The 24,732-nt window shown below is 72.4% G+C and carries 24 protein-coding genes; 18 read left to right on the forward strand and 6 right to left on the reverse strand.

What is annotated here, in order from left to right; all coding sequences use genetic code 11:
* Positions 1-6: 6 nt before the first annotated feature.
* From L2K70_RS06155 to L2K70_RS06170, 4 genes are all read left to right on the forward strand, one after another.
* Positions 7-924: a phosphatidate cytidylyltransferase gene (locus L2K70_RS06155; protein ID WP_236400407.1), complete on the forward strand. Its 918-nt coding sequence runs from the start codon at positions 7-9 to the stop codon at positions 922-924.
* Between the two features lie 75 nt (positions 925-999).
* Positions 1,000-1,353 carry a hypothetical protein gene (locus L2K70_RS06160; RefSeq protein WP_236400409.1) on the forward strand — a complete coding sequence of 118 codons (354 nt, stop codon included), beginning with the start codon at positions 1,000-1,002 and terminating at the stop codon, positions 1,351-1,353.
* Between the two features lie 64 nt (positions 1,354-1,417).
* The gene (gene rlmN / locus L2K70_RS06165) at positions 1,418-2,551 is read left to right on the forward strand and encodes a dual-specificity RNA methyltransferase RlmN (protein WP_236400411.1); all 1,134 of its coding nucleotides are present in this window, start codon (positions 1,418-1,420) and stop codon (positions 2,549-2,551) included.
* A gap of 97 nt (positions 2,552-2,648) precedes the next feature.
* Positions 2,649-3,860 (forward strand): glycosyltransferase family 4 protein, encoded by a 1,212-nt coding sequence (locus L2K70_RS06170; protein WP_236400412.1) that lies wholly within the window; start codon positions 2,649-2,651, stop codon positions 3,858-3,860.
* 4 nt (positions 3,861-3,864) lie between these two features.
* Here the strand turns inward: L2K70_RS06170 and L2K70_RS06175 are convergent, their stop codons facing one another.
* The gene (locus tag L2K70_RS06175) at positions 3,865-4,935 is read right to left on the reverse strand and encodes an LOG family protein (RefSeq protein ID WP_236400414.1); all 1,071 of its coding nucleotides are present in this window, start codon (positions 4,933-4,935) and stop codon (positions 3,865-3,867) included.
* Positions 4,936-5,011: 76 nt separating this feature from the next.
* Positions 5,012-5,914: a serine protein kinase RIO gene (locus tag L2K70_RS06180; protein ID WP_236400416.1), complete on the reverse strand. Its 903-nt coding sequence runs from the start codon at positions 5,912-5,914 to the stop codon at positions 5,012-5,014.
* 176 nt (positions 5,915-6,090) lie between these two features.
* Between L2K70_RS06180 and L2K70_RS06185 the strand changes: the two genes are divergently transcribed.
* From L2K70_RS06185 to L2K70_RS06220, 8 genes are all read left to right on the forward strand, one after another.
* A complete protein-coding gene (locus tag L2K70_RS06185; RefSeq protein WP_236400417.1) occupies positions 6,091-7,527 on the forward strand; it encodes a M1 family metallopeptidase in 1,437 nt (478 codons plus the stop codon).
* Positions 7,528-7,543: 16 nt separating this feature from the next.
* A complete protein-coding gene (locus tag L2K70_RS06190; protein WP_236400419.1) occupies positions 7,544-8,119 on the forward strand; it encodes an acyl-CoA synthetase family protein in 576 nt (191 codons plus the stop codon).
* 33 nt (positions 8,120-8,152) lie between these two features.
* Entirely contained in the window at positions 8,153-9,259 is a 1,107-nt protein-coding gene (locus L2K70_RS06195; RefSeq protein WP_236400421.1) for a 1-deoxy-D-xylulose-5-phosphate reductoisomerase, read from the forward strand.
* Positions 9,256-10,602, forward strand: a complete 1,347-nt coding sequence (locus L2K70_RS06200) for a M50 family metallopeptidase (protein WP_236400424.1) — start codon at positions 9,256-9,258, stop codon at positions 10,600-10,602. The genes L2K70_RS06195 and L2K70_RS06200 overlap by 4 nt, the downstream gene beginning before the upstream one ends.
* A 59-nt stretch (positions 10,603-10,661) precedes the next feature.
* Positions 10,662-11,813, forward strand: a complete 1,152-nt coding sequence (gene ispG / locus L2K70_RS06205) for a flavodoxin-dependent (E)-4-hydroxy-3-methylbut-2-enyl-diphosphate synthase (protein ID WP_236400426.1) — start codon at positions 10,662-10,664, stop codon at positions 11,811-11,813.
* A 73-nt stretch (positions 11,814-11,886) separates the two neighbouring features.
* Complete coding sequence (locus tag L2K70_RS06210) at positions 11,887-12,744, forward strand: GNAT family N-acetyltransferase (protein ID WP_236400428.1); 858 nt, start codon at positions 11,887-11,889, stop codon at positions 12,742-12,744.
* A 72-nt stretch (positions 12,745-12,816) separates the two neighbouring features.
* A complete protein-coding gene (locus tag L2K70_RS06215; protein WP_236400430.1) occupies positions 12,817-13,410 on the forward strand; it encodes an RNA polymerase sigma factor in 594 nt (197 codons plus the stop codon).
* Positions 13,407-13,886: a hypothetical protein gene (locus L2K70_RS06220; RefSeq protein WP_236400432.1), complete on the forward strand. Its 480-nt coding sequence runs from the start codon at positions 13,407-13,409 to the stop codon at positions 13,884-13,886. Before L2K70_RS06215 ends, L2K70_RS06220 begins: the two co-directional genes overlap by 4 nt.
* Before the next feature lie 7 nt (positions 13,887-13,893).
* On the opposite strand, the gene L2K70_RS06225 is transcribed toward L2K70_RS06220, so the two are convergent.
* Positions 13,894-15,168 carry a S8 family peptidase gene (locus L2K70_RS06225; RefSeq protein WP_236400434.1) on the reverse strand — a complete coding sequence of 425 codons (1,275 nt, stop codon included), beginning with the start codon at positions 15,166-15,168 and terminating at the stop codon, positions 13,894-13,896.
* A gap of 80 nt (positions 15,169-15,248) precedes the next feature.
* Here L2K70_RS06225 and L2K70_RS21575 point away from each other — a divergent pair, with 80 nt between their 5' ends.
* Complete coding sequence (locus tag L2K70_RS21575; protein WP_236400436.1) at positions 15,249-17,834, forward strand: CHAT domain-containing protein; 2,586 nt, start codon at positions 15,249-15,251, stop codon at positions 17,832-17,834.
* Between the two features lie 2 nt (positions 17,835-17,836).
* Here the strand turns inward: L2K70_RS21575 and L2K70_RS06235 are convergent, their stop codons facing one another.
* Complete coding sequence (locus L2K70_RS06235) at positions 17,837-18,817, reverse strand: hypothetical protein (protein WP_236400438.1); 981 nt, start codon at positions 18,815-18,817, stop codon at positions 17,837-17,839.
* A gap of 119 nt (positions 18,818-18,936) precedes the next feature.
* On the opposite strand from L2K70_RS06235, the gene L2K70_RS06240 reads away from it, so the two are divergent.
* The gene (locus L2K70_RS06240; RefSeq protein ID WP_236400440.1) at positions 18,937-20,715 is read left to right on the forward strand and encodes a proline--tRNA ligase; all 1,779 of its coding nucleotides are present in this window, start codon (positions 18,937-18,939) and stop codon (positions 20,713-20,715) included.
* A gap of 118 nt (positions 20,716-20,833) precedes the next feature.
* Positions 20,834-21,556 (forward strand): HAD family hydrolase, encoded by a 723-nt coding sequence (locus L2K70_RS06245; protein ID WP_236400442.1) that lies wholly within the window; start codon positions 20,834-20,836, stop codon positions 21,554-21,556.
* Between the two features lie 238 nt (positions 21,557-21,794).
* Here L2K70_RS06245 and L2K70_RS06250 read toward each other — a convergent pair whose 3' ends face one another.
* Positions 21,795-22,223: a DUF4439 domain-containing protein gene (locus L2K70_RS06250; protein ID WP_236400443.1), complete on the reverse strand. Its 429-nt coding sequence runs from the start codon at positions 22,221-22,223 to the stop codon at positions 21,795-21,797.
* Positions 22,220-22,717, reverse strand: a complete 498-nt coding sequence (locus tag L2K70_RS06255; protein ID WP_236400445.1) for a hypothetical protein — start codon at positions 22,715-22,717, stop codon at positions 22,220-22,222. The genes L2K70_RS06250 and L2K70_RS06255 overlap by 4 nt, the downstream gene beginning before the upstream one ends.
* Before the next feature lie 117 nt (positions 22,718-22,834).
* On the opposite strand from L2K70_RS06255, the gene rimP reads away from it, so the two are divergent.
* The 3 genes from rimP (at position 22,835) to L2K70_RS06270 (ending at position 24,721) form a co-directional block, all read left to right on the forward strand.
* Positions 22,835-23,356, forward strand: a complete 522-nt coding sequence (gene rimP, locus L2K70_RS06260) for a ribosome maturation factor RimP (RefSeq protein WP_236400448.1) — start codon at positions 22,835-22,837, stop codon at positions 23,354-23,356.
* On the forward strand, positions 23,356-24,333 hold the full coding sequence (nusA, locus tag L2K70_RS06265) for a transcription termination factor NusA (protein WP_236400450.1): 978 nt from the start codon (positions 23,356-23,358) through the stop codon (positions 24,331-24,333). Before rimP ends, nusA begins: the two co-directional genes overlap by 1 nt.
* A gap of 94 nt (positions 24,334-24,427) precedes the next feature.
* Positions 24,428-24,721: a YlxR family protein gene (locus L2K70_RS06270; RefSeq protein ID WP_308195773.1), complete on the forward strand. Its 294-nt coding sequence runs from the start codon at positions 24,428-24,430 to the stop codon at positions 24,719-24,721.
* Positions 24,722-24,732: the final 11 nt, after the last annotated feature.

Raw genomic sequence — 24,732 nt, forward strand, 5'->3', positions numbered from 1 at the left:
CCGCCCATGACGACTCCCGAGCCGCCGCCCAACAGTCCGCCCCAGCCGCCGATCGAGCCGGCCGAGGCGATCAAGAGGGACCACGGACGGGCCGGCCGTGACCTGCGCGCCGCCGTCATCTCCGCGGTCGTGCTGGTTGCGGCGATCCTGCTGTCGCTCTTCTTCTGGAAGACCGCCTTCATGGGGATCGTCGCGATCGCCGTCGTCGTCGCCGTGTGGGAGCTGCACCAGGGCCTGTCCGCGAAGGACATCGACATCCCCGAGCAGCCGCTCATGCTCGGCGGTGTGGTCATGGTGGTCGTGGCCTACGTCTGGGGGGCGCCGGCGCTCGTGACCGCCACCGCCGTGACTGCGCTGGTGATCATGCTGTGGCTGCTGCGACGCGGCGTCGACGGCTACGTCAAGAACGCCACCGCCTCGGTCTTCACCCTGGTCTACGTCCCGTTCCTGGCCTCCTTCGTCGCGCTGCTCCTCGGCGAGGGCGGCACCGACCCGGCCGTCGCCTTCACCGTCGACGACCCCGGGGTGCGCGGGGTCGTCACCTTCATCGCGATCACGGTGGCGTCCGACACCGGCGGCTACGCGGCCGGCGTGCTGTTCGGCAGGACCCCGATGGCCCCGGTGATCTCGCCGAAGAAGTCGTGGGAGGGGTTCGCGGGGTCGATGGTCGCCACCATCGCCGTCGGTGTGTGGCTGGTCAGCTCGTTCCTCGACGGCGACTGGTGGGTCGGCGTGATCCTCGGCGTGATCGCGGCCGTGATGGCCACGCTCGGCGACCTGTGCGAGTCGGTCATCAAGCGCGACCTCGGGATCAAGGACATGAGCCAGGTCATTCCGGGCCACGGCGGCCTGATGGACCGGCTCGACTCCCTCCTCGCCACGATCGCCCCGATCTGGCTGGTGCTCTACTACCTCGTCTTCTGAGGCAGGGATGCACGGAATTCCCGTGCACCGCGTGCCCAGCGCCGCCGTACCCGGAGGACGTCCTACGCTGGTCGGGTGGAGACGCAAGAGGTGCACGCGACCGAGGTGCCGCCGCAGGACCGGCAGCGCTTCGCGTGGTGGCACGCCAGCCACCCCACGTTCGCGGGCATCACCGGCTTCTTCGCCGGCATGCTGTTCGTCACTGCCCTGCCGGGGGCGTTCGTCGGGTTCCTGCGGCTGCTGTTCAGCTACGAGACCGCCGAGCAGCTCTTCCCGTTCGTGCTGCTAGCCCTTGCCCTGCCGATCTTCCTGCTGGTCAAGCGCAAGACCCGCCGCTTCGCGCAGTTCATGTTCGTCGGCATGGTGGTCACCGCGCTGGTCGTCCTCGGCGTCACCTCGCTCGTCCTCTACTTCATGGTCGACGCCTGAGCGAGCTCGACCGCAGCGTCGGTGAATCGCCCCGGTGACCGCCGGGGTGGGAGACTGGGACGCGATGTCCGAGACCGTTGAGCCCATCAAGACCCTGCCGCTCGTCTTCGACGAGCCGCGTGGCCGCAAGAAGCCGCCGCGCCACCTCGCCGACCTCGACGAGGCCGGCCGCAAGGCGCTGCTCGAGGAGATGGGGCTCCCCGGGTTCCGGGCCAAGCAGCTCTCGACCCACTACTTCGGCCGCCTCGTCGACGATCCCGCGGAGATGACCGACCTCCCCGCCGGGCAGCGCGACGAGCTGGTCAGCGCGCTGCTGCCCGACCTCATGACCCCGCTCCGCACGCTGGAGGCCGACAAGGGCACGACCCGCAAGACCCTCTGGAAGCTCTTCGACGGCGCCCTCGTCGAGTCGGTCCTCATGCGCTACCCCGACCGCGCCACCGTCTGCGTCTCCAGCCAGGCGGGGTGCGGCATGGCCTGCCCGTTCTGCGCGACCGGCATGGGCGGCCTCCAGCGCAACATGACGACCGCCGAGATCGTCGAGCAGGTCGTCGCCGGTGCCCGTTCCATGGCCCGCGGCGAGGTGCCCGGCGGACCGGGCCGGGTGTCCAACGTCGTCTTCATGGGCATGGGCGAGCCCCTCGCCAACTACAAGGCCGTCATCGGCGCCGTACGCCGGCTCACGGACCCGTCGCCGGCCGGACTCGGCATGAGCGCGCGCGGCGTCACGGTGTCCACCGTCGGCCTCGTGCCGCGGATCAACCAGCTCGCCGACGAGGGCATCCCGGTGACCCTGGCCCTGAGCCTCCACGCACCCGACGACGAGCTGCGCAACGAGCTGGTGCCGATCAACACCCGGTTCTCGGTCGCCGAGACCGTCGAGGCGGCCTGGAACTACGCCGCGAAGACCAAGCGCCGCGTCTCGATCGAGTACGCCATGATGCGCGGCATCAACGACCAGGCGCACCGCGCCGACCTGCTGGGCGACGTGCTGAACTCGTACGGCGACTGGGGGTGGGTGCACGTGAACCTGATCCCGCTCAACCCGGTCGAGGGCTCGAAGTGGACGGCGTCCGACCCGGCCGACGAGCGCGAGTTCGTCCGCCGCCTCGAGGCCAAGGGCATCCCGACCACCGTCCGCGACACCCGCGGCCGGGAGATCGACGGCGCCTGCGGCCAGCTCGCCGCCAAGGAGTAACCAGCCCGACCGGGCGCGGGCAGGCGTCGCAGACCGTTCACGTGTCGTCTGCCCGCCGCAGGGTGTCCGTTGCCGTGCGCTTCCTAGCGTCCGGGACATGGACCTGCTCGAGAGGCGGCGTCGCAGCCGCACCGCACCGGCACCCGTCATCCCCCTCCCGTCCACCTCGAGCCCGCACGCCACGCGCAGGCTCCGCGTCCTGGTCGTGACCGAGTCGTTCCTGCCCCAGGTCAACGGCGTCACCAACTCCGTACGGCGCGTGCTCGAGCACCTCGCCGGCGAGGGCCACGACGCCGAGCTGGTCGCCCCGACCGGTCCGACGACGTACGCCGGCTTCCCCGTCACCCTCGCCCGCGGGGCGAACCTGCCCTTCTACGCGGAGTTCCGGATCGGGCTGGAGACGCGCCGGCGGCTCCGGCTGACGATGGAGCGGTTCGCGCCCGACGTGGTCCACATCGCCTCGCCGGCCGCCCTCGGCTACCAGGCCGCGAAGGCGGCCAGGTCGCTCGGCATCCCGACGGTCGCGACCTACCAGACCGACCTCGTCGGCTTCGCCGAGCGCTACCCGCTGCCCGGTGGCGCTCGCGCGATGGAGGCGCTCACGCGGCGCATCCACCTCGGCGTCGACCGGACGCTCGCGCCGTCGACGGCCAGCATCGACCAGCTCGCCCGTCTCGGCATCGTCGACGTCGCGCGCTGGCCCAGGGGAGTGGACCAGGAGCTCTTCCACCCCGGGCGTCGCGACGAGGAGCTGCACCGTGAGCTCGCCCCGCACGACGAGGTGCTGGTGGGCTACGTCGGCCGGCTCGCGCCCGAGAAGGAGCTCGAGCTGCTCACACACGTCGACCGCATCCCGGGCGTCCGGCTGGTCCTGGTCGGCGGCGGACCGGAGGAGGCACGGCTGCGGGCCCTCCTGCCCGACGCCGCCTTCCTCGGCGTGCTGCACGGGGATGAGCTCGCACGGGCCTACGCGACCCTCGACGTCTTCGTCCACACCGGTCGCCACGAGACCTACTGCCAGTCGGCGCAGGAGGCGCTCGCCAGCGGGGTGCCCGTGGTCGCACCGCGGTCCGGAGGTCCGATCGACGTCGTCGACGACACCGTCGCCGGACACCTCTACGCCCCCGGCGACGCCGACGAGCTGGTGCGTCACGTTCAGCGTCTGGTCACCCACCCGGTACGACGCCGCCGGATGGCGGTCGCCGCGCGCCACAGCGTCCGCGGCCGGACCTGGCAGGCGGTCAACGACCTGCTCGTCCAGCACTACCGCGACGCCAGCGCGCCCGTCGGACGGCGTCGCGCCGGGTGAGGACTCACCCCGCGACCACCGCGACGGCCTCCTCCACGCTGTCGACGAGGTGGACGTGCTGCTCCATCGCGCGGCCGCGGGCCAGCGCCCGCAGGAGGGGCCAGACGGGCAGCTCCTCGGTCCAGTGGGCCCGGCCGAGCAGCACCATCGGCGCCACCGACGACTCGTCGGCGTAGTAGTTCTCGCAGGCGTCCTGGAAGACCTCCTGCACCGTGCCGCCGGCACCGGGGAGGAAGACGATGCCGGCGTTGCAGATCTCGAGCAGCAGCGCCTCGCGCGGCGCGTTGCTGAAATACTTCGCGATCGAGGTCGCGAACGGGTTGGGCGGCTCGTGGCCGTAGTGCCACGTCGGGATGCCCAGCGACTCGCGTCCGTCCGGGGTGGCGTCCACGACCTCGAAGGCGGCCCCGACCCACGCGCCGATGTCGGGCCGGAAGCTCGGCACCCGCGCCACGCCCTCCAGCGCAGCCGGGAGGTCGCCCGGGACGAAGGCGCCGAGGTTGGCGGCCTCCATCGCGCCGGGACCGCCGCCGGTGGCGACCGTGTGGCGCGCACCCAGCTCGTGGCCGAGGCGCGCCGCGTGGGCGTACGTCGGTGTCCCGCGCTCGACCGCGTGGCCGCCCATCACGCCGACGATCTCGCGCCCGCGCACCCAGTCGGCCATCGCGATGTCGATCTGGTGGTCGTGCAGCGCCCGCGCGAGGGTGTCGTCCGGGGTGGCCGGGCGCCGCGACCAGGCGTAGGCCCGGGCGTCGAGCGAGTCCTCGTAGCGCGGCGTGTCGTAGAGCTCGCGCGGCGAGTAGAGACTGGTGCGGTAGGCGTCGACCGGGATGTTCGGCAGCTCGTGGAGGACGATCCCGCCCGCGCGGCGTACGGCGTCGTCGTCACCGTCGGCGAACTCGCACCCGAGGAACAGCGACTGGGCCAGCGACCGCTCGAGCAGCTGCGGCCCGCGCTCGGTCAGGTCGAGGCCCACGACACGCCACCCCGCGAGCGAGCGGGTGCCCGCCGCGAGACGGCGGTCGAGGTCGGCGAGGGTGGTGACGTCGAGGACCCGTCCGCGGCTGTGCTTCACGAGCGTCAACCTATGCCGCTGGCCCCTGAGTCCCTCGGAGACTCAGCAGGGGCTCAGGGTCGGCGACCGGTCCGTCTCAGAACGCGTGCGCCATCAGCTCCCCGAAGAGCTCCTGCTCGTCGACCGGGAGCCCTCGCGAGCGGAACCAGCCGCACATGTTGGTGCAGTCGCGGAGCAGGAAGTCCATGCCGCGCGGGTTGCCGACCAGGTCGACGACCTGGGGCAGGTCGATGATGACCAGGCGCTCGCCGGCGGCGAGCGTGTTGTAGGGCGAGAGGTCGCCGTGCACGATCCCCGCCTGCACCATCGTGCCGAGCGCGTCGCGGAGCTGCTCGTAGTAGCTCTCGACGAGGTCCGGCTCCGGTCGGACCTGCGCGACGCGCGGCGCCGTCTCGGTCTCTCCGTCGACCGTGACGGTGATCCACTCCATCATCAGCTCGGTCTCGTCGATCTGGACCGGGTAGGGGACGGGCAGGCCGAGCTCCCAGCACCGGCGCAGGGCGTTCCACTCCGAGATCGCCCACTCACCAGCGGCGACCTGCTTGCCCCAGGTGGACTTGCGCTTGAGGGCGCGCTCGTCGCGCGAGCGCTTCATCGAGCGGCCCTCGGTGTAGGCCGCGGCTCGGTGGAAGGTGCGGTGGTCGGTGTCCCGGTAGCGCTTGGCCGCCATGACGACGGCGCTGCCGGGGGTGTGCGGGTCCTCGCGCTCCACGAGGAAGACGTCGGCCTCCTTGCCGGTCTTGAGGACGCCGAGCTCGGTGTCGATGGCGCCGCTGGACTCCACGACCCAGTCGGGTCGCGGCTCAGGGCCGCGCATGAGGGCCTCGAGGTCCTCCCAGCGCGACCAGCGCTGGCCGTCGCCGAGCTCGTCGGCGTAGGTGTCGAAGTCGAAGATGAACGACTCGTCGATGCCCTCGAGGGGCGAGCGGTCGTCAGGACGGAGGAAGTCCTCCGGAAAGTGTGGGTCGTGCGTGTGCAACGTCGGTGCTCCGTGTCTGCGAGAGGTGGTCGGCGGGCAGGCCGAGGACAGTGATCGACATGTCACGACTCCTCTCGGGTCACGGGCAGCGCGGATCGACGCCCGGAGTACGAGGCCAGTGTGGCGCACCGGCTCGGTCCGGTGCACGCGAATTACCGGTGGGCTAGGTTCGGGCGGTGACCACACGACCCGTGTCCCGCACCCTGCTCGCGTCCGCGACTGCCGCGGTCCTGACCATCGGGCTGACCGGTGCGGCGGCGACGGCAGAGGCCCCGCTCGCGCCGGCCGACGGGGCGCCCGGGATCGGCGACCCCTACTGGCCGCTCGACGGCAACGGCGGCATCGACGTGTCGTCGTACCGCATCCGCAACAGCTACGCCTTCGACTCCAGGCGGCTCGCCGGCCGGACCCGCGTCGAGCTGACCGCGACCAGCGACCTGCGCAGCTTCTCCCTCGACTTCCTGCTCGACGTCTCCCAGGTGAGCGTCGACGGCGAGGCTGCCGGATTCACGAAGACCGACGGCGACCACGAGCTGCGGATCACGCCCGCCCAGCCGCTCGCCGCCGGAACCGACCACGTCGTGGTGGTGCGGTACGCCGACCACCCGGCGTCGCACTCCTACGCCGGTGAGACGAACTGGCTCGCCAACGGCCGCGAGGTCGTGGCGATGAACGAGCCGCACATGGCGCCGTGGTGGTTCCCGAGCAACGACCACCCGCAGGACAAGGCGATCGTCGACGTGCGGATCCGCGTGCCGAAGGGCCGCGAGGTGGTCTCCAACGGGGAGCTGAAGGGCAGGCGGGTCGGCAAGCGGTCGACGACCTGGCACTGGCGCGCCGACGAGCCGATGGTCCCCTACCTCGCGTTCTTCGCCGCCGGCGACTTCACGATCGAGAAGGGCGTGCACCGCGGGCTGCCGTGGCTCGTCGCGGTCTCCCAGGGCCTGGGCCGGGCCGACGAAGAGGCCAGCATGCGGCTGATGCGCAGGACGCCGATGGTCGTCGCGGGACTCGAGAAGGACCTCGGGACGTACCCGTTCTCCGTGGTCGGTGGGCTGACCACGTCGCTCGACGTCGGCTTCGCGCTCGAGAACCAGACCCGACCGACCTATCCCGCGGTCGGCAGCAGCTACACCAGCCTCGTCGTGCACGAGCTCGCCCACCAGTGGTTCGGCGACGACGTCGCGGTGCAGCAGTGGCGCGACATCTGGCTCAACGAGGGCTTCGCGACCTTCATGGAGTGGCGCTGGGCGGAGACCCACGGCGGCCGCACCGCCGCGCAGACGCTGAAGGACTACTACTCCAACGTGAGCGCCTCGTCGGACTTCTGGGACGTCGTCGTCGCCGACCCCGGCGCGGACAAGGTCTTCGACGACTCGGTCTACGGGCGCGGCGCCATGACCCTGCAGGCGCTGCGCAACCGCGTCGGCAACGAGGTGTTCTGGCGCATCCTGCGCTCGTGGCTGCGCGAGCAGCGCGGCGGCAACGGCTCGACCGAGGAGCTCGAGGCGCTCGCGGCGCGGGTCAGCGGGCAGGACCTCTCGTCGTTCTTCACCGCCTGGCTGCACACGCCGGGCAAGCCGGCCGCGACCGCCGACAACGGCCTCGGCTGAGAAGTCCGGGTCACCGATGGCACCCGTGAACTGGTTCCGGCCGCCGGCCGACGGCGATCCCGGCACGCTCAACGCCTGCTACGAGGCGCTCGACATCCACGTCGTGCGCGGGCGGGCCGACGACGTCGCCGCGACCGTCGGCGGGCAGGAGCGGACCTTCGCCTGGCTGCTCACCGAGGTCGCCGCCTGCGCCGGGGTGCTGCGCGCCTTCGGCGTCGGTCTCGGCGACCGGGTCGTGGTGGGCGAGCTGTCGCCGGAGCACCACCTGGTGGTGCCGCTCGCGGTGGCTCGCGTCGGTGCGTTGGCGGCGTACGACGACTCGGCGGGCGCCGAGGGCAAGGTGCGCGTCGACGCCTCGGGCTTCGCGGTCGACGGCGACGAGGTGCCGTGGGACGTCGCGATGCGGGCCGGGCGGACCGACCCGGCGGGCTGTGCCGACGTCCCGGGCGACTCTGTGCTGGCGACCCACGGCGACGACGTGCTGACCCTGCTCGAGGCCGTGGGCGAGGCCGGCCACCCCGCGAGCGCGCCGGACGGCGCCGCCCTCGTCGAGGTCGGCGGCGTGAGGTTCTGGGTGTTCGGCACGCCCTGAGCCCGCCGCCGCCCACCTGACACACTGGCGCCCGTGACCGCCCGCGACATCGTGATCCTCGGCTCGACCGGCTCCATCGGCACGCAGGCGCTCGACCTCGTCCGCGCGAACCCCGACCGGTTCCGGGTCGTCGGGCTGACCGCGGGTGGCTCCAACGAGGAGCTGTTCGACGCACAGGTGGCCGAGTTCGCGCCCGCCTTCTCCGGGCTGGGGGAGGAGGCGTCCACCGAGGCCGCGGCGCGCGCGTGCGACGTGGTCCTCAACGGCATCACCGGTGCCGTCGGGCTCCGGCCCACGCTGGCCGCGCTCGACGCCGGCAACACGCTCGCGCTGGCCAACAAGGAGTCGCTCATCATGGGCGGCTCCCTCGTCACCGACCGCGCGAAGCCGGGGCAGGTCGTGCCGGTCGACTCCGAGCACTCGGCGCTGGCGCAGTGCCTGCGCGCGGGCTCGCACGGCGACGTACGGCGACTCGTGCTGACCGCGTCCGGCGGGCCGTTCCGCGGGCGCACCCGAGACGACCTCGCCTCGGTCACGGTCGAGGAGGCGCTGCAGCACCCCACGTGGTCGATGGGACCGGTCATCACCATCAACTCGGCGACGCTGGTCAACAAGGGCCTCGAGGTCATCGAGGCGCACCTGCTCTTCGACATCCCGTTCGACCGGATCGACGTCGTCGTCCACCCGACCAGCGACGTGCACTCGATGGTCGAGTTCGTCGACGGCTCGACGATCGTCCAGGCCAGCCCGCCGACGATGATGATCCCGATCGCGCTGGGCCTCGCGTGGCCCGACCGCGTGCCCGACGCGGCTCCGGCCTACGACTGGACGACCGCCCGCAGCTGGGAGTTCTTCCCACTCGACGACGACGCGTTCCCGGCCGTGTCGCTGGCGCGCACCGCGGGTGGGCTCGGCGGCACGGCGCCGGCGGTCTACAACGCGGCCAACGAGGAGTGCGTCGAGGCGTTCCGCACCGGCCGGCTCCGGTTCGTGGACATCATCCCCACGGTTGCCGGTGTCCTCGACACCCACGACGTACGATCGGGGGAGCACCTCACCGTGGACGACGTCCTCGCCGCCGATGCCTGGGCGCGCGCGGAGGCGGCGGCCCTGATCGCCCAGAAGGACGCCCCTGCATGACCGCCTTGCTCTACACCCTGGGTGTCCTCGCCTTCGTCGTCGCCATCCTCGCCTCGATCGGCCTCCACGAGTTCGGCCACCTCGTCCCGGCGAAGAAGTTCGGCTGCAAGGTGCCGCAGTGGTTCATCGGTTTCGGCCCCACCGTGTGGAGCAAGCAGATCGGCGACACCGAGTACGGCGTCAAGGCGATTCCGCTCGGCGGCTACGTCAAGATCGTCGGCATGCTCCCGCCCGGGGCGCAGGACCTCGTCGAGGAGACGACGTACGACGAGGACGGCGAGCCGGTCTACAAGGTGCGGCGCTCCAACACCGGGCTCTTCACCCAGCTGATCTCCGACGCCCGCGCGGCCGAGTGGGAGTACGTCAAGCAGCACGACACCGACCGGCTCTTCTACCGCCTCGCGTGGTGGAAGAAGGTGATCGTCATGGCGGGCGGCCCGATGGTCAACATCGCCATCGCGTTCTCGCTCTTCACGGTGCTCTTCTGGACCTACGGCAACCCGCGCGACCAGGTCGTCGAGCCGACCGTCGCCGACGTGCCGGCCTGCGTGATCCCCGTCGCGGACGCCGGCCGCGCGTGCACGGAGGACGACCCGGAGTCCCCGGCCGCGAAGGCCGGCATCGAGCCCGGCGACGTGATCGTGAGCTTCAACGGCACGCCGTTCACCGACTGGGACCGGTTCCAGGCGCAGATCCGCGACAACGCCGACGGTGACGCCGTCATCCAGGTCCGCCGCGACGGCCGACTGCTCACGCTGGAGACGAACACCACCGTGACGCTGCGGCAGACGTCGCTGGAGAGCGACCAGCTGACCGAGGTCGGCTTCCTCGGCGTGCAGCCCGAGGTCAGCCTCGCGACCGGCGGCCCGCTCTACACGCTCGAGCAGATGGAGACCATGACCGTCGAGACGGTCCAGGCGCTCGGCCAGCTGCCCGTCAAGGTCTGGGACGTGGGCCGCGCGATCGTGGGGCTGCAGGAGCGCGACCCCGAGAGCCCGGTCTCCATCGTCGGCGGCGGCCGCTTCGCCGGCGAGGCCGCGGCGAGCGACGCCTTCCCGATGACCGAGAAGCTCGTCACGCTGCTCTTCCTCGTCGCGAGCTTCAACTTCTTCATCGGCATGTTCAACTTCGTGCCGCTCCTGCCCCTCGACGGCGGCCACATCGCCGGCGCGCTCTACGAGGGCCTCAAGCGCGGGGTGGCACGCCTCCGCGGCCGTCCCGACCCCGGGCACGTCGACGTCGCCAAGCTGCTCCCCGTGGCGTACGTCGTCGGGCTCGCGATGCTGGTGATGGGCGTCGTGCTGATCGTCGCCGACCTCGTCGTACCCCTGCACCTGAGCTGACCCTCCTCCGCACCCTCGCCGACTCGGGGGAGCGGGGGTCGCCCTCCTAGACTGTGGCCATGACTTCCGTCGGCCTGGGCATGCCCGCACTCCCGCCCCCGGTCCTCGCTCCGCGCCGCAAGACCCGCCAGATCAAGGTGGGGTCCGTGGGCGTCGGGAGCGACTCGCCGATCTCCGTGCAGTCGATGACGACGACCCTCACCTCCGACGTGAACGCCACGCTCCAGCAGATCGCCGAGCTCACCGCGACCGGCTGCGACATCGTGCGCGTGGCGTGCCCCAGCCAGGACGACGCCGACGCGCTGCCCGAGATCGCGCAGCACTCGCAGATCCCGGTCATCGCCGACATCCACTTCCAGCCGAAGTACGTCTTCGCGGCCATCGACGCCGGCTGCGCCGCCGTACGCGTGAACCCCGGCAACATCCGCAAGTTCGACGACCAGGTCAAGGAGATCGCGAAGGCCGCCAAGGACCGCGGCACGTCGATCCGGATCGGCGTCAACGCGGGCTCGCTCGACAAGCGGATCCTCGACAAGTACGGCAAGGCGACGCCCGAGGCGCTCGTCGAGTCGGCCGTGTGGGAGGCGAGCCTCTTCGAGGAGCACGACTTCCACGACTTCAAGATCTCGGTCAAGCACAACGACCCGGTCGTGATGGTGCGCGCGTACGAGCTGCTCGCGGAGGCCGGCGACTGGCCGCTGCACCTCGGCGTGACCGAGGCCGGTCCGGCGTTCCAGGGCACCATCAAGTCCTCGGTCGCCTTCGGGGCGCTCCTCTCGCAGGGCATCGGCGACACGATCCGCGTCTCGCTGTCCGCGCCGCCGGTCGAGGAGGTCAAGGTCGGCCTGCAGATCCTGGAGTCGCTCAACCTCCGCCCGCGTCGCCTCGAGATCGTGTCGTGCCCCTCGTGCGGCCGTGCGCAGGTCGACGTCTACAAGCTCGCCGAGGAGGTCACCGCCGGACTCGACGGCCTCGAGGTGCCGCTCCGCGTCGCCGTCATGGGCTGCGTCGTCAACGGCCCCGGCGAGGCCCGCGAGGCCGACCTCGGCGTCGCCTCCGGCAACGGCAAGGGCCAGATCTTCGTCAAGGGCGAGGTCGTCAAGACCGTCCCCGAGTCGCAGATCGTGGAGACCCTCATCGAGGAGGCCATGCGCATCGCCGAGGGCATGGAGCCCCTCGAGGGCGGCGAGCCCGTGGTCAGCGTCAGCTGACCACTGCTCGCCGGCCTCTGAGGAATCTCTCGGGTGGAGGCCACCGTCTCGGTCTCGTGAGTAGGCTCCGAGGGTGCTGAGGACCCGCGGGCTAGGACAGGTGCGCGTGCTGGGCCCGGGCGACCGGGACAGCTTCGTGGCGCTCGCGGAGCAGGACCCGGTGGTCAACGTCTTCGCCGACTACCGCGCCCGCCTCACCAACCTCGACGAGCGCTGGCTCGGCGGCCAGGTGTGGGGGCGGTTCGAGGACGACCGGCTCGTCGCCGGCTGCCACCTCGGCGCCAACCTCGTACCGGTGCAGTGCACGCCCGAAGACGTCGACGCGTTCGCCGACGCCGCGCTGCGTCGCCGCAACAGCGTCGGCACGATCGTCGGTCCGAGCGACGTCGTGGCGTCGCTGTGGCAGGTCCTCGAGCCCCGGTGGGCCCGGCCACGCGAGATCCGCGCGCGGCAGCCGCACCTCCAGATGGACCGGCCCTCGAGCATCGCGGGCGACCCGCAGGTGCGGGTCACGACGCCCGCCGACCTCGAGGTCCTCTACCCGGCCTGCGTGGCGATGTACACCGAGGAGGTCGGCGTCTCGCCCGAGAACGACGCGGGCGGCGGCGACCTCTACCGGGCGCGGATCCGCCAGCTCATCGGCCGTGGCTGGTCGATGGCCAGCTTCGACGACGCGGGTGTGGTGTTCAAGGCCGAGGTCGCGTGCGCGACGCCGTACGCGGCCCAGGTGCAGGGCGTCTGGGTGCGGCCCGACCGTCGGGGCGAGGGACTCAGCGTGTCGGGGATGGCCGCGGTGGTCGACCACGTCCTGGGGACCGGCATGGCGCCAGTCGTCTCGCTCTACGTCAACGAGTGGAACGAGCCCGCCCGCGCGGCCTACGCCCGGGTCGGGTTCGTGCAGACCGCGACCTTCGCCACGATGATGTTCTGAAACCGGTTCCTCATCCCGTGTATCAGCACGGCGGTGGGACACACCTGTAGTGACATGGGGACAATGGTCACCATGTCGGAGAACCGGAGGGCTGAGGGGCAGCTCGATCAGTCACCGTGGAACAGGGCCAGCGAGGCGTTCATCGCGTGGAGGTCGGGGGACCCCACCGCCGTGGACGAGCTGGTCGCCACGATGACACCGGTCCTCTGGCACGTGGTGAGGGCGTACGGGCACGACCGTCAGGCGTCGGAGGACGTCATCCAGGGGACGTGGCTCGGGTTCGTGCGCCTGCACCAGACCATCGAGGACCCCAAGGCGGTCGCGTCCTGGCTGATCACCTCAGCCAGGCGCGGCGCTGCCGCCCATGCCAGGACCGCGCGACGTGCGGCCCCGGTGCAGGACGAGACCCTGCACGACGCGCTCCCGGACGAGGAGCCGGCGGAGGAGACCGCCCTGCGTGACGACGAGGCGTCACGGCTGTGGGGAGCCGTGGCGTCCGTCGACGAACGCTGCCGCAAGCTGCTGCGGGTCGTCGCCTTCCTGGACCGGCCCGACTACCACTCCCTGAGCCAGGACCTCGACATGCCCGTCGGGAGCATCGGACCCACGCGGGCCCGCTGCCTGGCGAAGGTCCGGACCGCACTGACGAAAGGAGGCGGGCGATGACCGACCGGGATGCCGACGACACCGCGCAGGACCTCGCTCTCCTCGAGGAGCTGCGCACGATGTGGGTGACCTACGACCCGCCGCCGCCCGACCTGACCGCGACGATGATCGCCGCGGTGGCCGCCGCCGGCCTGGACGACGAGTGGGAGATGCTCACGCTGGTCAGCGACTCCGCCGACGGCCCGGTCGCGCAGGTGCGCGGCCTGAGCACGTCCCGCGTCCTCTACTTCAATGCCGCGGCCGGCTGGTCGCTCGAGGCCGAGATCGACGGCACCGACGTCAAGGGCCAGCTGCTGGACCACCCCGGCGACATGGATTCGGTCGAGGTCGCGCTGGAGACGCGCGACGGCGCGTCCTGGACGACCGGCGTCGACGAGGTCGGCTTCTTCGCCCTCACCGCCACGCCCACCGGATCGGTGCGCTTCGCGGTCACGATCGGCGGGCGGGTCGCCCGCAGCCGCTGGCTCGACGTCTGAGGGCGTCTCACTCGAAGTCCGGGTGCAGCTCCAGGTGCGGTCCGACCACGGGGTCCGAGTCGGGGGTCGCCCCGGCCAGCACGGCGTCGCGCGCCTCCGCGGCCGTCGATCCGGTCTCGCTGATGTGGCGGGCGATCAGTCCTGCCACGACGGGGGCCGCGAACGACGTACCGCTCCAGCGGGCCAGTCCGGTGCTGAACACCCGTACGTCGCCCTTGCTCGGGCTCTCGTGGCACACGAAGGTGCCGTCGGGGAACGCGTTCACGAGGTTGCGGCCGAGCGTGAAGACGTCGGCCGAGACGCCGTAGTTGCTGAAGTCCGAGACCCGGCCGTCGCGATCGAGCGAGCCCACCCCGACAGCCCACGGGAACGCGGCCGGCCAGAACGGCGCCGCCCACGAGTCGTTGCCCGCGGCGGCGACCAGCACGCAGTCCCGTCGGCGCAGGCGGGTGCGGTGGAAGACCTCGAGCGCGATCGACGGCAGGTCGTCGCGGGTGCGGCAGCCGGCGGACAGGTTGATCACCTGCGGGTCGTGGCCGAGCGCCTCCTCGAGCTGCCCGACCAGGTCGGACTCCAGGATGCCGCCGCCCCCGATGCCGCCGACGGCGAAGCCCTCGACGAAGACCGCCGACGTCGGTGCCATCGATCGCACGACGCCGGCGATGAACGTCCCGTGGCCGGCGTACGGCCGCAGCTCGGGGCCGTTCTCCTCGTCGTCGCCGGTGACGCCGTCGAGCCACGGCGTGCGCGGGTCGCTGCCCGACGGTGGGTTCCACCCGGTGTCGACGACCACGACGCTCACGGTGCGGCCGCGCTTCTGGGGAGCCAGGCGCGGCCACGGCTCGGTCAGGCCGGTCTCCTCCGGCTCGGTCGCCGGGCAGGCCGACCCTCCGCCGCCACCACCCGGGGCGACGTGGACCCAGTGGTCCGGTGACACGGCACCCCGGCGGAGCCCGGCGCGCTCGAGCAGGTCGAGCAGCTCCGGGACGGTCTCACCCCCCGGGCGCCGCGGCAGGACGTAGCGGACGAGCTGGCCGTCGAGCAGCTCGGCGTCCACCCGCGGCGACTCCTCGAGCACGCCCTTGTCGAGCTGGGCGACCGCGCGCTCGAAGTCGGCGGTGTCGTCGGACCGCATGAGGACGCGGTCGGGGTGGAACAGGTAGGTGAAGTCCGCCGGTGCCTCGGTGTCCCAGGCCACGCCACCGTCGTTGGCGGCTCGCAGGTCCCGGAGCTGGTCCGTCGTACGTCGTCGTGAGTCGTTGCCGATCTTCCAGTCGCTCATGGCGCGACGCTAGCGGCGCCGATCGCCTCGCGGGGTGGAATCCCGGCCACGGCCGGATCCCGATCGGCGAGGATGGAGCCGTGGACCGGGCCGAGGCGGACGAGGTGCTGCGCACCCTGTTCACCGACCCGGCGGCGGCCCGCGCGACGGCCGAGTCCGAGCTGGTGCCCGACCCCGATCCGTACCTGGCCTCGATCGGCCACCAGGTGGTCGGCATCGTCCTCCGCGACCTCGGGCACGCCGACCGCGCCCTGGCCGAGCTCAGGACCGCGCTGCGGCTCGCGCGCCGGTGCGACGACGCCGAGCGGTGGCCAGAGGTGCTGGCCACGTACGGGGCGACGCTGGCGATGGCCCGGCGGGCGAGCGAGGGACTCCGACACCTCGACCGCGCCGCGGCGGCCCTCGACGGCGTGCCCCGCGGCCGCGTGCTGGTGCGTCGTGCCTTGGTCACCGGGCACCTGATGGCCCGCTTCGAGGAGAGTGCTGCCGACCTCCGCGAGGCGCGCCGGCTGTTCGCCGGCGCGGGCGACGAGGTGTGGGAGGCGCGTGCCCTCAACCTCGAGGGGCTCGCCGACGCCAAGCTCGGCGCGCTCGACTCGGCGGCGGAGGCCTTCGAGCGGTTCGAGGACCTGTCCGTGCGGTCGGGTGAGCACTCCGCTGTCGCGACCGCGCGCCACAACAGGGGCTGGGTGTCCTACCTCCGGGGCGACCTGCCCGAGGCGCTCGAGGCGTACGCCGACGCCAGGGCGCAGTTCGACGCGCTGGGCATGACCAACGTCGACCTCGTCCTCGACCAGGCCACGTCCTACCTGGCCGGCGGCCTGGCGAGCGACGCCCTCGCCGTCGTCGAGCAGGCCCTGGTCGCGCGCCCCCTCCTGGCTCGCGAGCGCGCCGACCTCCTCGTCTCGGTCGCCGAGTCGGCCCTCGCGGCGCGAGACTGGGAGCGTGCCGCCTCGGCGGCCGACGAGGGGGCGTCCCTCATGCGTGCCCAGTCGCGCCATGCGCCCAGCCTCGAGGCCGACCTCTTCGCGACAGCCGCACGCGCCGAGCTGGGGCACCCCTCCGCAGCACTGCTGCGCCGCGCCGAGCGCGTGGTCACGCGGATGCGCGAGGCGCGGATGCCTCAGCTCCCGCAGGCGCTCCTGCTCGGTGCGCGGCTGGCGCGGGCCGTGCGGTCCCCGCGGGCTGCGGCCCTGGCCGACGCGTGGCTCGACGAGGCGTCCGGCTACCGCCGGGCCCCCCACCGCGCCGTCCGGGCACTGGGGTGGCTCGCCCTGGCGCAGCGTCGTGACGCCGCGGGCGACAACGGGGGCGTGCTGCGGGCGTGCGACCGCGGCCTGCGCGCCCTCGACGAGCACCAGGCGAGCCTCGGCAGCCACGAGCTCCGCGCGCTCATGTCGGGGCATGGTGCCGCGCTGGCCGAGCTCGGCACCCGCACCGCGCTCGCCTCCGGCGACCCGCGCCACCTGCTGCAGTGGTCCGAGCGCTGGCGCGCCAACGCGCTCGTCGTACCGTCGACCGCCGGGGCGCAGGACCCGGAGACCGCCGCCGACCTCGCCGCCCTCCGTGCCCAGCACCAGGCGCTCGCCGCCGCGCGTGCGCAGGGCGAGCGCACCGACCAGCTGCAGGCGCGCGTCACCCGCCTCGAGCAGGCCGTGCGTCGCCGGCTTCTCAACGCACGCGGGTCTGGCGTGACCGCCTCCGCGCTGGACGTCGGCGAGCTCGTCGACGCGTTGCGGGCGGACGACACGGTCCTCGTCGAGCTGACGGAGGTCGACGGCGTCCTCCACGCGCTCGTCGCGGGGCGTGGGCGCGTCCAGCACCACGAGGTCGGTCCCGCAGCGGCAGCGGCCGCAGCCGTCGACTTCGCCCTGTTCACCCTCCGCCAGGCGGCCCGCGGCCGGCGCGCGCAGCTCGACGTGGCGGGCGCTCGTCTCCAGCGCGCGTTGCTCGGCCCGTCCCTCGACGGGGTGGGGGAGTCCCGCGTCGTCGTCTCCGGCACCTCATCCCTCCAGGGCGTGCCGTGGGGGTTGCTGCCCGCACTCGCCGACCGCCCCGTCACCAGTACGCCGTCCGCGCGGCTGTGGCTGCGCTCGCGGTCGGCCGCCGCCGACACCGACCGTCGCGTGATGCTCGTCGGGCCCGGCCTGGGCAGCGGTGGGGCAGAGGTGCCCGCCATCGCGACCGAGGACCCGCGCGCCGAGGTGCTCGGCGGTGACCGGGCGACCGTGGCCGCCTCGCTGGCCGCGCTCGACGGTGCCGCACTCGTCCACGTCGCCGCCCACGGCCACTTCCGCGAGGACAGCCCGCTGTTCTCGTCCCTCACGCTGGCCGACGGCCCGTTGCTCGTGCACGACCTCCAGCACCTGGCGCGCCCGCCGCACCGGGTCGTGCTGTCCGCCTGCGAGTCGGGAGTCATGGCGCCGGTCGGCGACCAGGAGCTGCTGGGTCTGGCCGCGGCGCTGCTGTCGATGGGCACGGCGGGTGTCGTGTCCAGCCTCGCCGAGGTCGACGACGCGGCGACGGTGGAGGTGATGGTTGCCCTGCACGCGGCCCTCCGCGCGGGTGCCGGCCTCGGCGATGCCCTGCTCGCCGCTCGTCAGGTCTCGGCCGGCGACCAGGTGCTGGCCGCCACCGCGGCGTCGTTCACCGTCCTGGGGACCTGAGGTCAGGGCGACTGCACCTTCACCGGGTCGGTGGCGTTCTCGCAGTCGGCGAGCACGCAGCGCACGGTGGCCGACGTCCGCGCGCCGTTGACGTCGAGCAGCACGGCCTCCGGCGACTCCCACCGCCAGCCGTCGAACCAGCTGGTGGTCCACGTGGCGAGCTTCTTCCCGTCCGTGCGACGCAGGGTGACCTCGCCGGGCCCGACGCCGTCGGTGAGGATGCCGATGGTGATCATGGTGGCGCCGTCGGGGGAGAAGGCGGCGACCCGCTCGCGGCACGAGCGCCACCGCACGGTTGCCGGGCGCTGCAGCCGCACGACCTGGGCGCAGCCGCCGAGGTAGGGGTCCTTGGTGAAGGTCTGCAGGAGGTCGTGCTGGACGTTCGCGGGTCCGGCGGGCTTCGTCGTGAGCGGCTTGCGCACCTCGTCGCGGGCGAAGTTCCACCAGAAGGTGCGGGTGGTGGTGCGGATCAGCGCCTTGACGCCGTTGACCGCAAGGACCTCGGGGTAGCCGCGGAAGCCGCGCTCGCCCGAGGGGGAGGCGTCCGTCGACACCACGCCCCAGACGGTGACCGTGCCTCGTGAGCGGCTGGGGTCCAGCACGCCGACGAGGTAGGAGCCGTCCTCCCCGAGGACCAGCGACATCGGGTCCACGCGACGGGCGAGCGTGACGACGTTGCCGGACGTGTCGACCTTGACCACCCGGCCACCGAGCCGCTCCCCGACGGCGTTGGTGCGCCAGGTCCCCACGACCCAGCCGGTAGGGGTGTCGCCGATGACGGCGCCGTCGTTCCCCGGCAGGTCGACGCGACGTCCACCGTCGACGAAGACGCCGTCCTCGACGCTCGGGCCGGCGACGTCAGGTCCGCGCTCGAGGCGCTGCGGCTGCAGGTCGGTGGTTGGAGCGGCAGCCCCGGCGGGCGCGGCGAGCGCGAGGCCGGCGGCGAGTGCCGAGATCAGTGCGGTGGCCGTCGTACGGCGCATGCGGTTCCCCCTGGTGTCGGTGTCTCAGGTGGTGACGTGCGGGGGACCGGGATGGTTGCGCCGACCGGTGGAGGAATCTGGTTCGCAGCGCGCGGAGGCCCCCACCTATCCTTGCGCGCATGGCCGCCCGCATCCTCCGCATGTCGTCCCTCTTCGTGCGCACCCTGCGCGACGACCCGAACGACGCCGAGGTGCCGAGCCACAAGCTGCTGGTCCGGGCCGGCTACATCCGCCGCAACGCGCCGGGCATCTACACCTGGCTGCCCCTCGGTCTCCGCGTCCTGCGCAAGATCGAGGACATCATCCGCGAGGAGATGGACGACATGGGCGCCCAGGAGCTGTCGTTCCCCGCCCTGCTCCCCAAGGAGCCCTACGAGGCGACCAACCGGTGGACCGAGTACGGCCCCAACATCTTCCGCCTGCAGGACCGCAAGGGCGCCGACTACCTCCTCGGCCCCACGCACGAGGAGATGTTCACCCTGGTGGTGAAGGACCTGTACTCGTCCTACAAGGACCTGCCCCTGTCGATCTACCAGATCCAGACCAAGTACCGCGACGAGGCGCGTCCCCGCGCGGGGCTGCTGCGCGGGCGCGAGTTCATCATGAAGGACTCCTACTCCTTCGACGTCGACGACGCCGGGCTCGAGGAGTCCTACCGCAAGCACCGCGACGCCTACATCCGCATCTTCGACCGCCTCGGCTTCGAGTACGTCATCGTCAAGGCGACCTCCGGTGCGATGGGTGGCTCGGCGAGCGAGGAGTTCCTGGCCAAGGCCGAGGTCGGTGAGGACACCTACGTCCGCTGCACGCACTGCGACTACGCCGCCAACGTCGAGGCCGTCACCGTGCCCACGCCCGCCCCCGTGCCGTACGACGACGCGCCCGCCGCGCACGCGGAGGACACCCCCGGCACGCCCACCATCGACAGCCTGGTCGACCACCTCAACGCAGCCTTCCCCCGCGACGACCGGCCGTGGGTCGCCGGCGACACCCTCAAGAACGTGCTCGTCGTGCTCAAGCATCCAGACGGCACGCGCGAGCCGCTGGCCATCGGCGTGCCCGGCGACCGGGAGGTCGACCAGAAGCGCCTCGAGGGCCAGCTCGAGCCCATCGAGGTCGAGCCCATGGACGAGGCCGAGCTGGCCAGGCACCCGGCGCTGGTGAAGGGCTACATCGGCCCCGAGGTGCTCGGGGAGGAGTCGAAGTCCGGCATCCGCTTCGTCGTCGACCCGCGCATCTCCGAGGGCACCCGCTGGGTCACCGGCGCCAACGTCCACGGCTCGCACGTCATCGACATGGTCGTCGGTCGCGACTTCACCCCCGACGGCACCATCGAGGCCGCCGACGTGCGTGACGGCGACGCCTGCCCGAACTGCCACGAGGGCACGCTCGAGTCCGCCCGCGGCGTCGAGATGGGCCACATCTTCCAGCTCGGCCGGAAGTACGCCGACGCGTTGGGGCTGAAGGTCCTCGACGAGAACGGCAAGCTCGTCACCGTCACGATGGGCTCCTACGGCATCGGACCGTCCCGTGCCGTGGCCGCGATCGCCGAGGGCACCCTCGACGAGCTCGGTCTGTCCTGGCCCCGCAACGTCGCACCGGCCGACGTGCACGTGGTCGCCGCGGGCAAGGACGACGTGATCCTCGGCGCGGCGGAGCAGCTCGCCCGCGAGCTCAAGGACGCCGGGCTCGACGTGCTGCTCGACGACCGCACGGGGAAGATCACGCCGGGCGTGAAGTTCAAGGACGCCGAGCTCATCGGGGTGCCCACGATCGTCACGGTCGGCCGTGGTCTCGCCGACGGCACGGTCGAGGTCCGCGACCGTGCGTCGGGCGCGCGCGAGGAGGTCGCTGTCGAGCGGGCCGCGTCGCACATCGTGGGTGTCGTACGGGCCTGACCGGTGGGACACCAGGCAGGCAGTTCGTCGCCGTGCGCCGACTGCTGGGCGTGGATCGGCCCGTCAGCGTCGCGAACTGCCTTCATGGTGCACGTACGCGCCCGATAGGTTCGCGCACATGGCGCGCATCGAGGCTGTCATCTTCGACTGGGGCGGCACGCTCACGCGGTGGCACGACGTGGACTTCCACGCCGAGTCCGTCGCGCTCGCCCAGGCCGTACGACGTACGCCGTCCCCGGACGACGACCACCACGCCCACGCCGAGAGGCTCCACCGCGCCGGCGAGGTGATCTGGGGACGCAGCCGCGACCACCAGCAGAGCTCGACGATCGCCGACCTCTTCACCGAGGCCGGGCTCGAGCACGACCCCGACCTGCTCCGCGCCTACTACGACTTCTGGGAGCCCCACACGCTCACCGACCCGGAGGTCCGGCCGATGTGGGAGGAGCTCAGGTCGATGGGCGTCAAGGTCGGGGTCCTCTCCAACACCGTGTGGCCGCGGGAGTGGCACGTCGGCTTCTTCGAGCGCGACGGGGTGTACGACCTGGTCGACGGCGACGTGTACTCGAGCGAGGTCCCGTGGACCAAGCCGTCGCCGCTCGCCTTCGAGGCGGCCATGCGGGCCGTCGGCGTGACCGACCCGGCCGCCTGCGTCTACGTGGGGGACCGGCTCTTCGACGACGTCTGGGGCGCCCACAACGCCGGCCTCCGTGCGATCCACGTCCCGCTCAGCACGATCCCGGCGACGCAGGTCGGGCACACCGAGGGCGAGCCCGACGCGAGCATCACCTCCCTGCTCGAGATCCCGGCCATCGTCCGCGGCTGGGACAGCGAGAGTTGAGGCTGCTCCGTCCTGCAAGTTTGTGCGGTGCAGGAACATGCAAGTCGGATGCGCTATCGCAACCGCTGGATCGAATGCATGATTGTGCATGCGGCTCCACCACCCCCACAGGAGGAGTTCGCACAGGGTGATGCTGACCAACCCCATCAGACGGTCCGCGTCCTCGGCCCTTGGGAGAGATCTCGGGACTTTCCCAAGGGTTGAGGCCGCGGGCCGTTTCTGTTCGTGAGCGCTGCGCTCAGCCGAGCTCGGGAGCGCCCGGCCAGGTCCGGGCCTCGCCGCCGAGCTCGAGCTGCCAGGTCGCCGACCAGGTCGCCTCGGTCAGCGCCCACTCGCGCACCGGGCCGACCGACTGTGCGACCAGCGCGAGCAGCGCCTCGGTGCTGGACTCCTCGATCGTGACCGCGGCCGCCTCGACCTGCGCGGCGCGCAGGAGCGGCCCGTCGAGCTCGTAGGCCGCCGCTGCCGCCACGGGGACGCCACCGGCCTCCTCGACGAGCACCCGCAGCCGGTCGCGCCGCGCGCGGTGGCGTCGGTAGCCCGCGGTGAGGGCGTCGTAGAGGTCCGGCGTGGCCGCCTGCGAGGTGCGGGCGCCGAGCACGCCGTAGGTGTACAGCGCCGCGTGCTCGCCGGCGAGGGTCTCCTGCAGGGCGTCGAGGACGCTCATCCGGCGCTCCCCGTGAGGGCGGCGGCGTGCTGCGACGTGGAGGCCGCGACGCTCGCCAGCACGCGCGCGAGGTCACCACTGCGGGCGTCCAGGCATCCGGTGCGCGCGGTCCGCAGCAGCCGCTGCTCCGACCGCTGGACGTTCGCGAGCACGGCCGCCGGGCGTGGAGGGAGCGACGGGCGCGGGGCCGTCGGGACCTCGGAGTCCGGTACGGCGCCGACGAGGACGTCGAGGTGGGCCGCATGGGCATCGGCGACCGGGGCGAGCACGGGCGCGAGGTCGGGAGCAGCCGAGAGTGCTTCCTCGAGCACGCCCCGGGCCCGGACGAGGGCGGCGACCACCGTGGCGACGAGCTCGGCGTCCTCGGGCGGCTCCGGCGTGGCCGACGAGGTCGGGTCGGAGGGCGGCGGGTCGATGTCGCAGGCCGCGAGGACCAGAGGTGCGGCGAGCGCCGAGCCCAGCGTCGTACGACGTGAGAGCGGGCGTCCGGGCACCCCCGAACCCTAGATGAGCAGCCGGCCGGACCGGACCAGCCGGCGGCCGTTCGGCCCCGTTGCCTCCCGGCCGCTATCGTGACCCCTTCGACAACTTCACAGGAGGTCGCAGCCCCCATGAGCACTGCCCGCCAGGACGCCACCCGGGACCGCATCGAGGCGGAGCTGGTCGACCCCTTGAGCGCGTTGGGCTTCGACGTCGAGGCCGTCGAGGTGACTCCGGCCGGCAAGCGCCGCGTGCTGCGCGTCGCGGTCGACAAGGACGGGGGAGTGACCCTGGACGACGTCGCCGACGCCACCCGTGAGGTCTCCCGGGTGCTCGACGAGTCCGACGTGATGGGCGAGATGCCCTACACGCTCGAGGTCACCTCGCGCGGCGTCGACCGCCCGCTCGCCCTGCCGCGCCACTGGCGCCGCAACCAGGACCGCCTGGTCAGGGCCACGCTCGCCGACGGCAGCGAGGTGACGGGCCGGATCGTCGGGTCGGACGACACGGCCGCGACGCTCGACGTCGACGGCGAGCAGCGCGAGGTGGCCTACGCCGAGGTCACCAAGGCGCTGGTGCAGATCGAGTTCAACCGCCCGAAGGGCGGCGCGCACGACCAGCACGACCAGCACGACGACGAGGAGAACGACTGATGGACATCGACCTGAGCATCCTGCGGATGCTGGAGCGCGAGAAGGAGATCTCCTTCGAGGTCCTCGCCGAGGCGATCGAGCAGGCCCTCCTCACCGCCTACCAGCGCGCCACCGAGTCCCAGCACCCCGCGCGCGTCGAGCTCGACCGCACGAGCGGGCACGTCACCGTCTGGGCCCGGGAGGTCGACGAGGACGGCACCGCCGGCCCGGAGTACGACGACACTCCCGAGGGCTTCGGCCGGATCGCCGCCACCACCGCCAAGCAGGTCATGCTGCAGCGGCTGCGCGACGCCGAGGACGAGATCCGCTTCGGCGAGTTCTCCGGCAAGGAGGGCGACATCATCTCGGGCGTGATCCAGCAGGGTCGCAACCCCGACGACGTGATGGTCGACCTCGGCAAGCTCGAGGCGCTGCTGCCGGTGAGCGAGCGCGTGCCGGGGGAGAAGTACGTCCACGGCGAGCGCATCAAGTGCCTGGTGACCTCGGTCCGCAAGGGCATGCGCGGTCCGCAGATCACGCTGTCCCGGTCTCACCCGACGCTGGTGAAGAAGCTCTTCGCGCTCGAGGTGCCCGAGATCGCCGACGGCACCGTCGAGATCGCCGGCATCGCCCGCGAGGCCGGTCACCGCACCAAGATCGCGGTCCACTCTGCCGTCCCGGGCGTCAACGCCAAGGGTGCCTGCATCGGCCCGATGGGCCAGCGCGTGCGCAACGTGATGAGCGAGCTGCACGGCGAGAAGATCGACATCGTCGACTGGGCGGAGGACCCCGCCGAGCTCGTCGCCCACGCGCTGTCCCCGGCGCGGGTCACCTCGGTCGAGATCATCGACCTCGCGTCCCGCTCGTGCCGCGTCGTCGTACCCGACTTCCAGCTCTCGCTCGCGATCGGCAAGGAGGGCCAGAACGCCCGCCTCGCCGCGCGCCTGACCGGCTGGCGCATCGACATCCGGTCGGACGAGGCTCCCGAGCCCGAGTGAGGCTCAGTTCGTAAAGCACTGGTGCCACGCAGTAGAGTGGACGTCAGTGGCCACCACGTCCGACACACCTGCGCCCGGACCCGTCCGGACCTGCGTGGGTTGCCGGACCAGGGCCGCTGCGAGCGAGCTGCTGCGGGTGGTCGCAGGCTCGGACGCCGAGGGCCGACCGGCCCTGGTGCCCGATCCGGACCGCCGGGCACCCGGTCGCGGGGCGCACCTGCACCCCACGTCCGAGTGCTGGGAGCTCGCGGTGCGTCGCCGCGCATTCCCCCGGGCACTCCGCTCGGGAGCCCCGCTCGACGACACACTGCTGGCCGACCACCTCACCGCGCTCGCCACATTCACACCACATCAGCACCGACCAGGAACTGGAGCACACAGCTCATGAGCACTCGATGA

It is taken from the genome of Nocardioides potassii (assembly GCF_021648885.1).
Taxonomy (GTDB): Bacteria; Actinomycetota; Actinomycetes; order Propionibacteriales; family Nocardioidaceae; genus Nocardioides; species Nocardioides potassii.

Excerpts from the sequence above, each read along its gene's own strand:
- L2K70_RS06155 (WP_236400407.1), top strand. The coding sequence starts at position 7 with ATGACGACTCCCGAGCCGCCGCCCAACAGTCCGCCCCAGCCGCCGATC.
- rlmN (WP_236400411.1), top strand. The coding sequence starts at position 1,418 with ATGTCCGAGACCGTTGAGCCCATCAAGACCCTGCCGCTCGTCTTCGAC.
- L2K70_RS06170 (WP_236400412.1), top strand. The coding sequence starts at position 2,649 with ATGGACCTGCTCGAGAGGCGGCGTCGCAGCCGCACCGCACCGGCACCC.
- L2K70_RS06190 (WP_236400419.1), top strand. The coding sequence starts at position 7,544 with ATGGCACCCGTGAACTGGTTCCGGCCGCCGGCCGACGGCGATCCCGGC.
- L2K70_RS06200 (WP_236400424.1), top strand. The coding sequence starts at position 9,256 with ATGACCGCCTTGCTCTACACCCTGGGTGTCCTCGCCTTCGTCGTCGCC.
- ispG (WP_236400426.1), top strand. The coding sequence starts at position 10,662 with ATGACTTCCGTCGGCCTGGGCATGCCCGCACTCCCGCCCCCGGTCCTC.
- L2K70_RS06215 (WP_236400430.1), top strand. The coding sequence starts at position 12,817 with ATGTCGGAGAACCGGAGGGCTGAGGGGCAGCTCGATCAGTCACCGTGG.
- L2K70_RS06220 (WP_236400432.1), top strand. The coding sequence starts at position 13,407 with ATGACCGACCGGGATGCCGACGACACCGCGCAGGACCTCGCTCTCCTC.
- L2K70_RS06225 (WP_236400434.1), bottom strand. The coding sequence starts at position 15,168 with ATGAGCGACTGGAAGATCGGCAACGACTCACGACGACGTACGACGGAC.
- L2K70_RS06235 (WP_236400438.1), bottom strand. The coding sequence starts at position 18,817 with ATGCGCCGTACGACGGCCACCGCACTGATCTCGGCACTCGCCGCCGGC.
- L2K70_RS06240 (WP_236400440.1), top strand. The coding sequence starts at position 18,937 with ATGGCCGCCCGCATCCTCCGCATGTCGTCCCTCTTCGTGCGCACCCTG.
- L2K70_RS06245 (WP_236400442.1), top strand. The coding sequence starts at position 20,834 with ATGGCGCGCATCGAGGCTGTCATCTTCGACTGGGGCGGCACGCTCACG.
- L2K70_RS06250 (WP_236400443.1), bottom strand. The coding sequence starts at position 22,223 with ATGAGCGTCCTCGACGCCCTGCAGGAGACCCTCGCCGGCGAGCACGCG.
- rimP (WP_236400448.1), top strand. The coding sequence starts at position 22,835 with ATGAGCACTGCCCGCCAGGACGCCACCCGGGACCGCATCGAGGCGGAG.
- nusA (WP_236400450.1), top strand. The coding sequence starts at position 23,356 with ATGGACATCGACCTGAGCATCCTGCGGATGCTGGAGCGCGAGAAGGAG.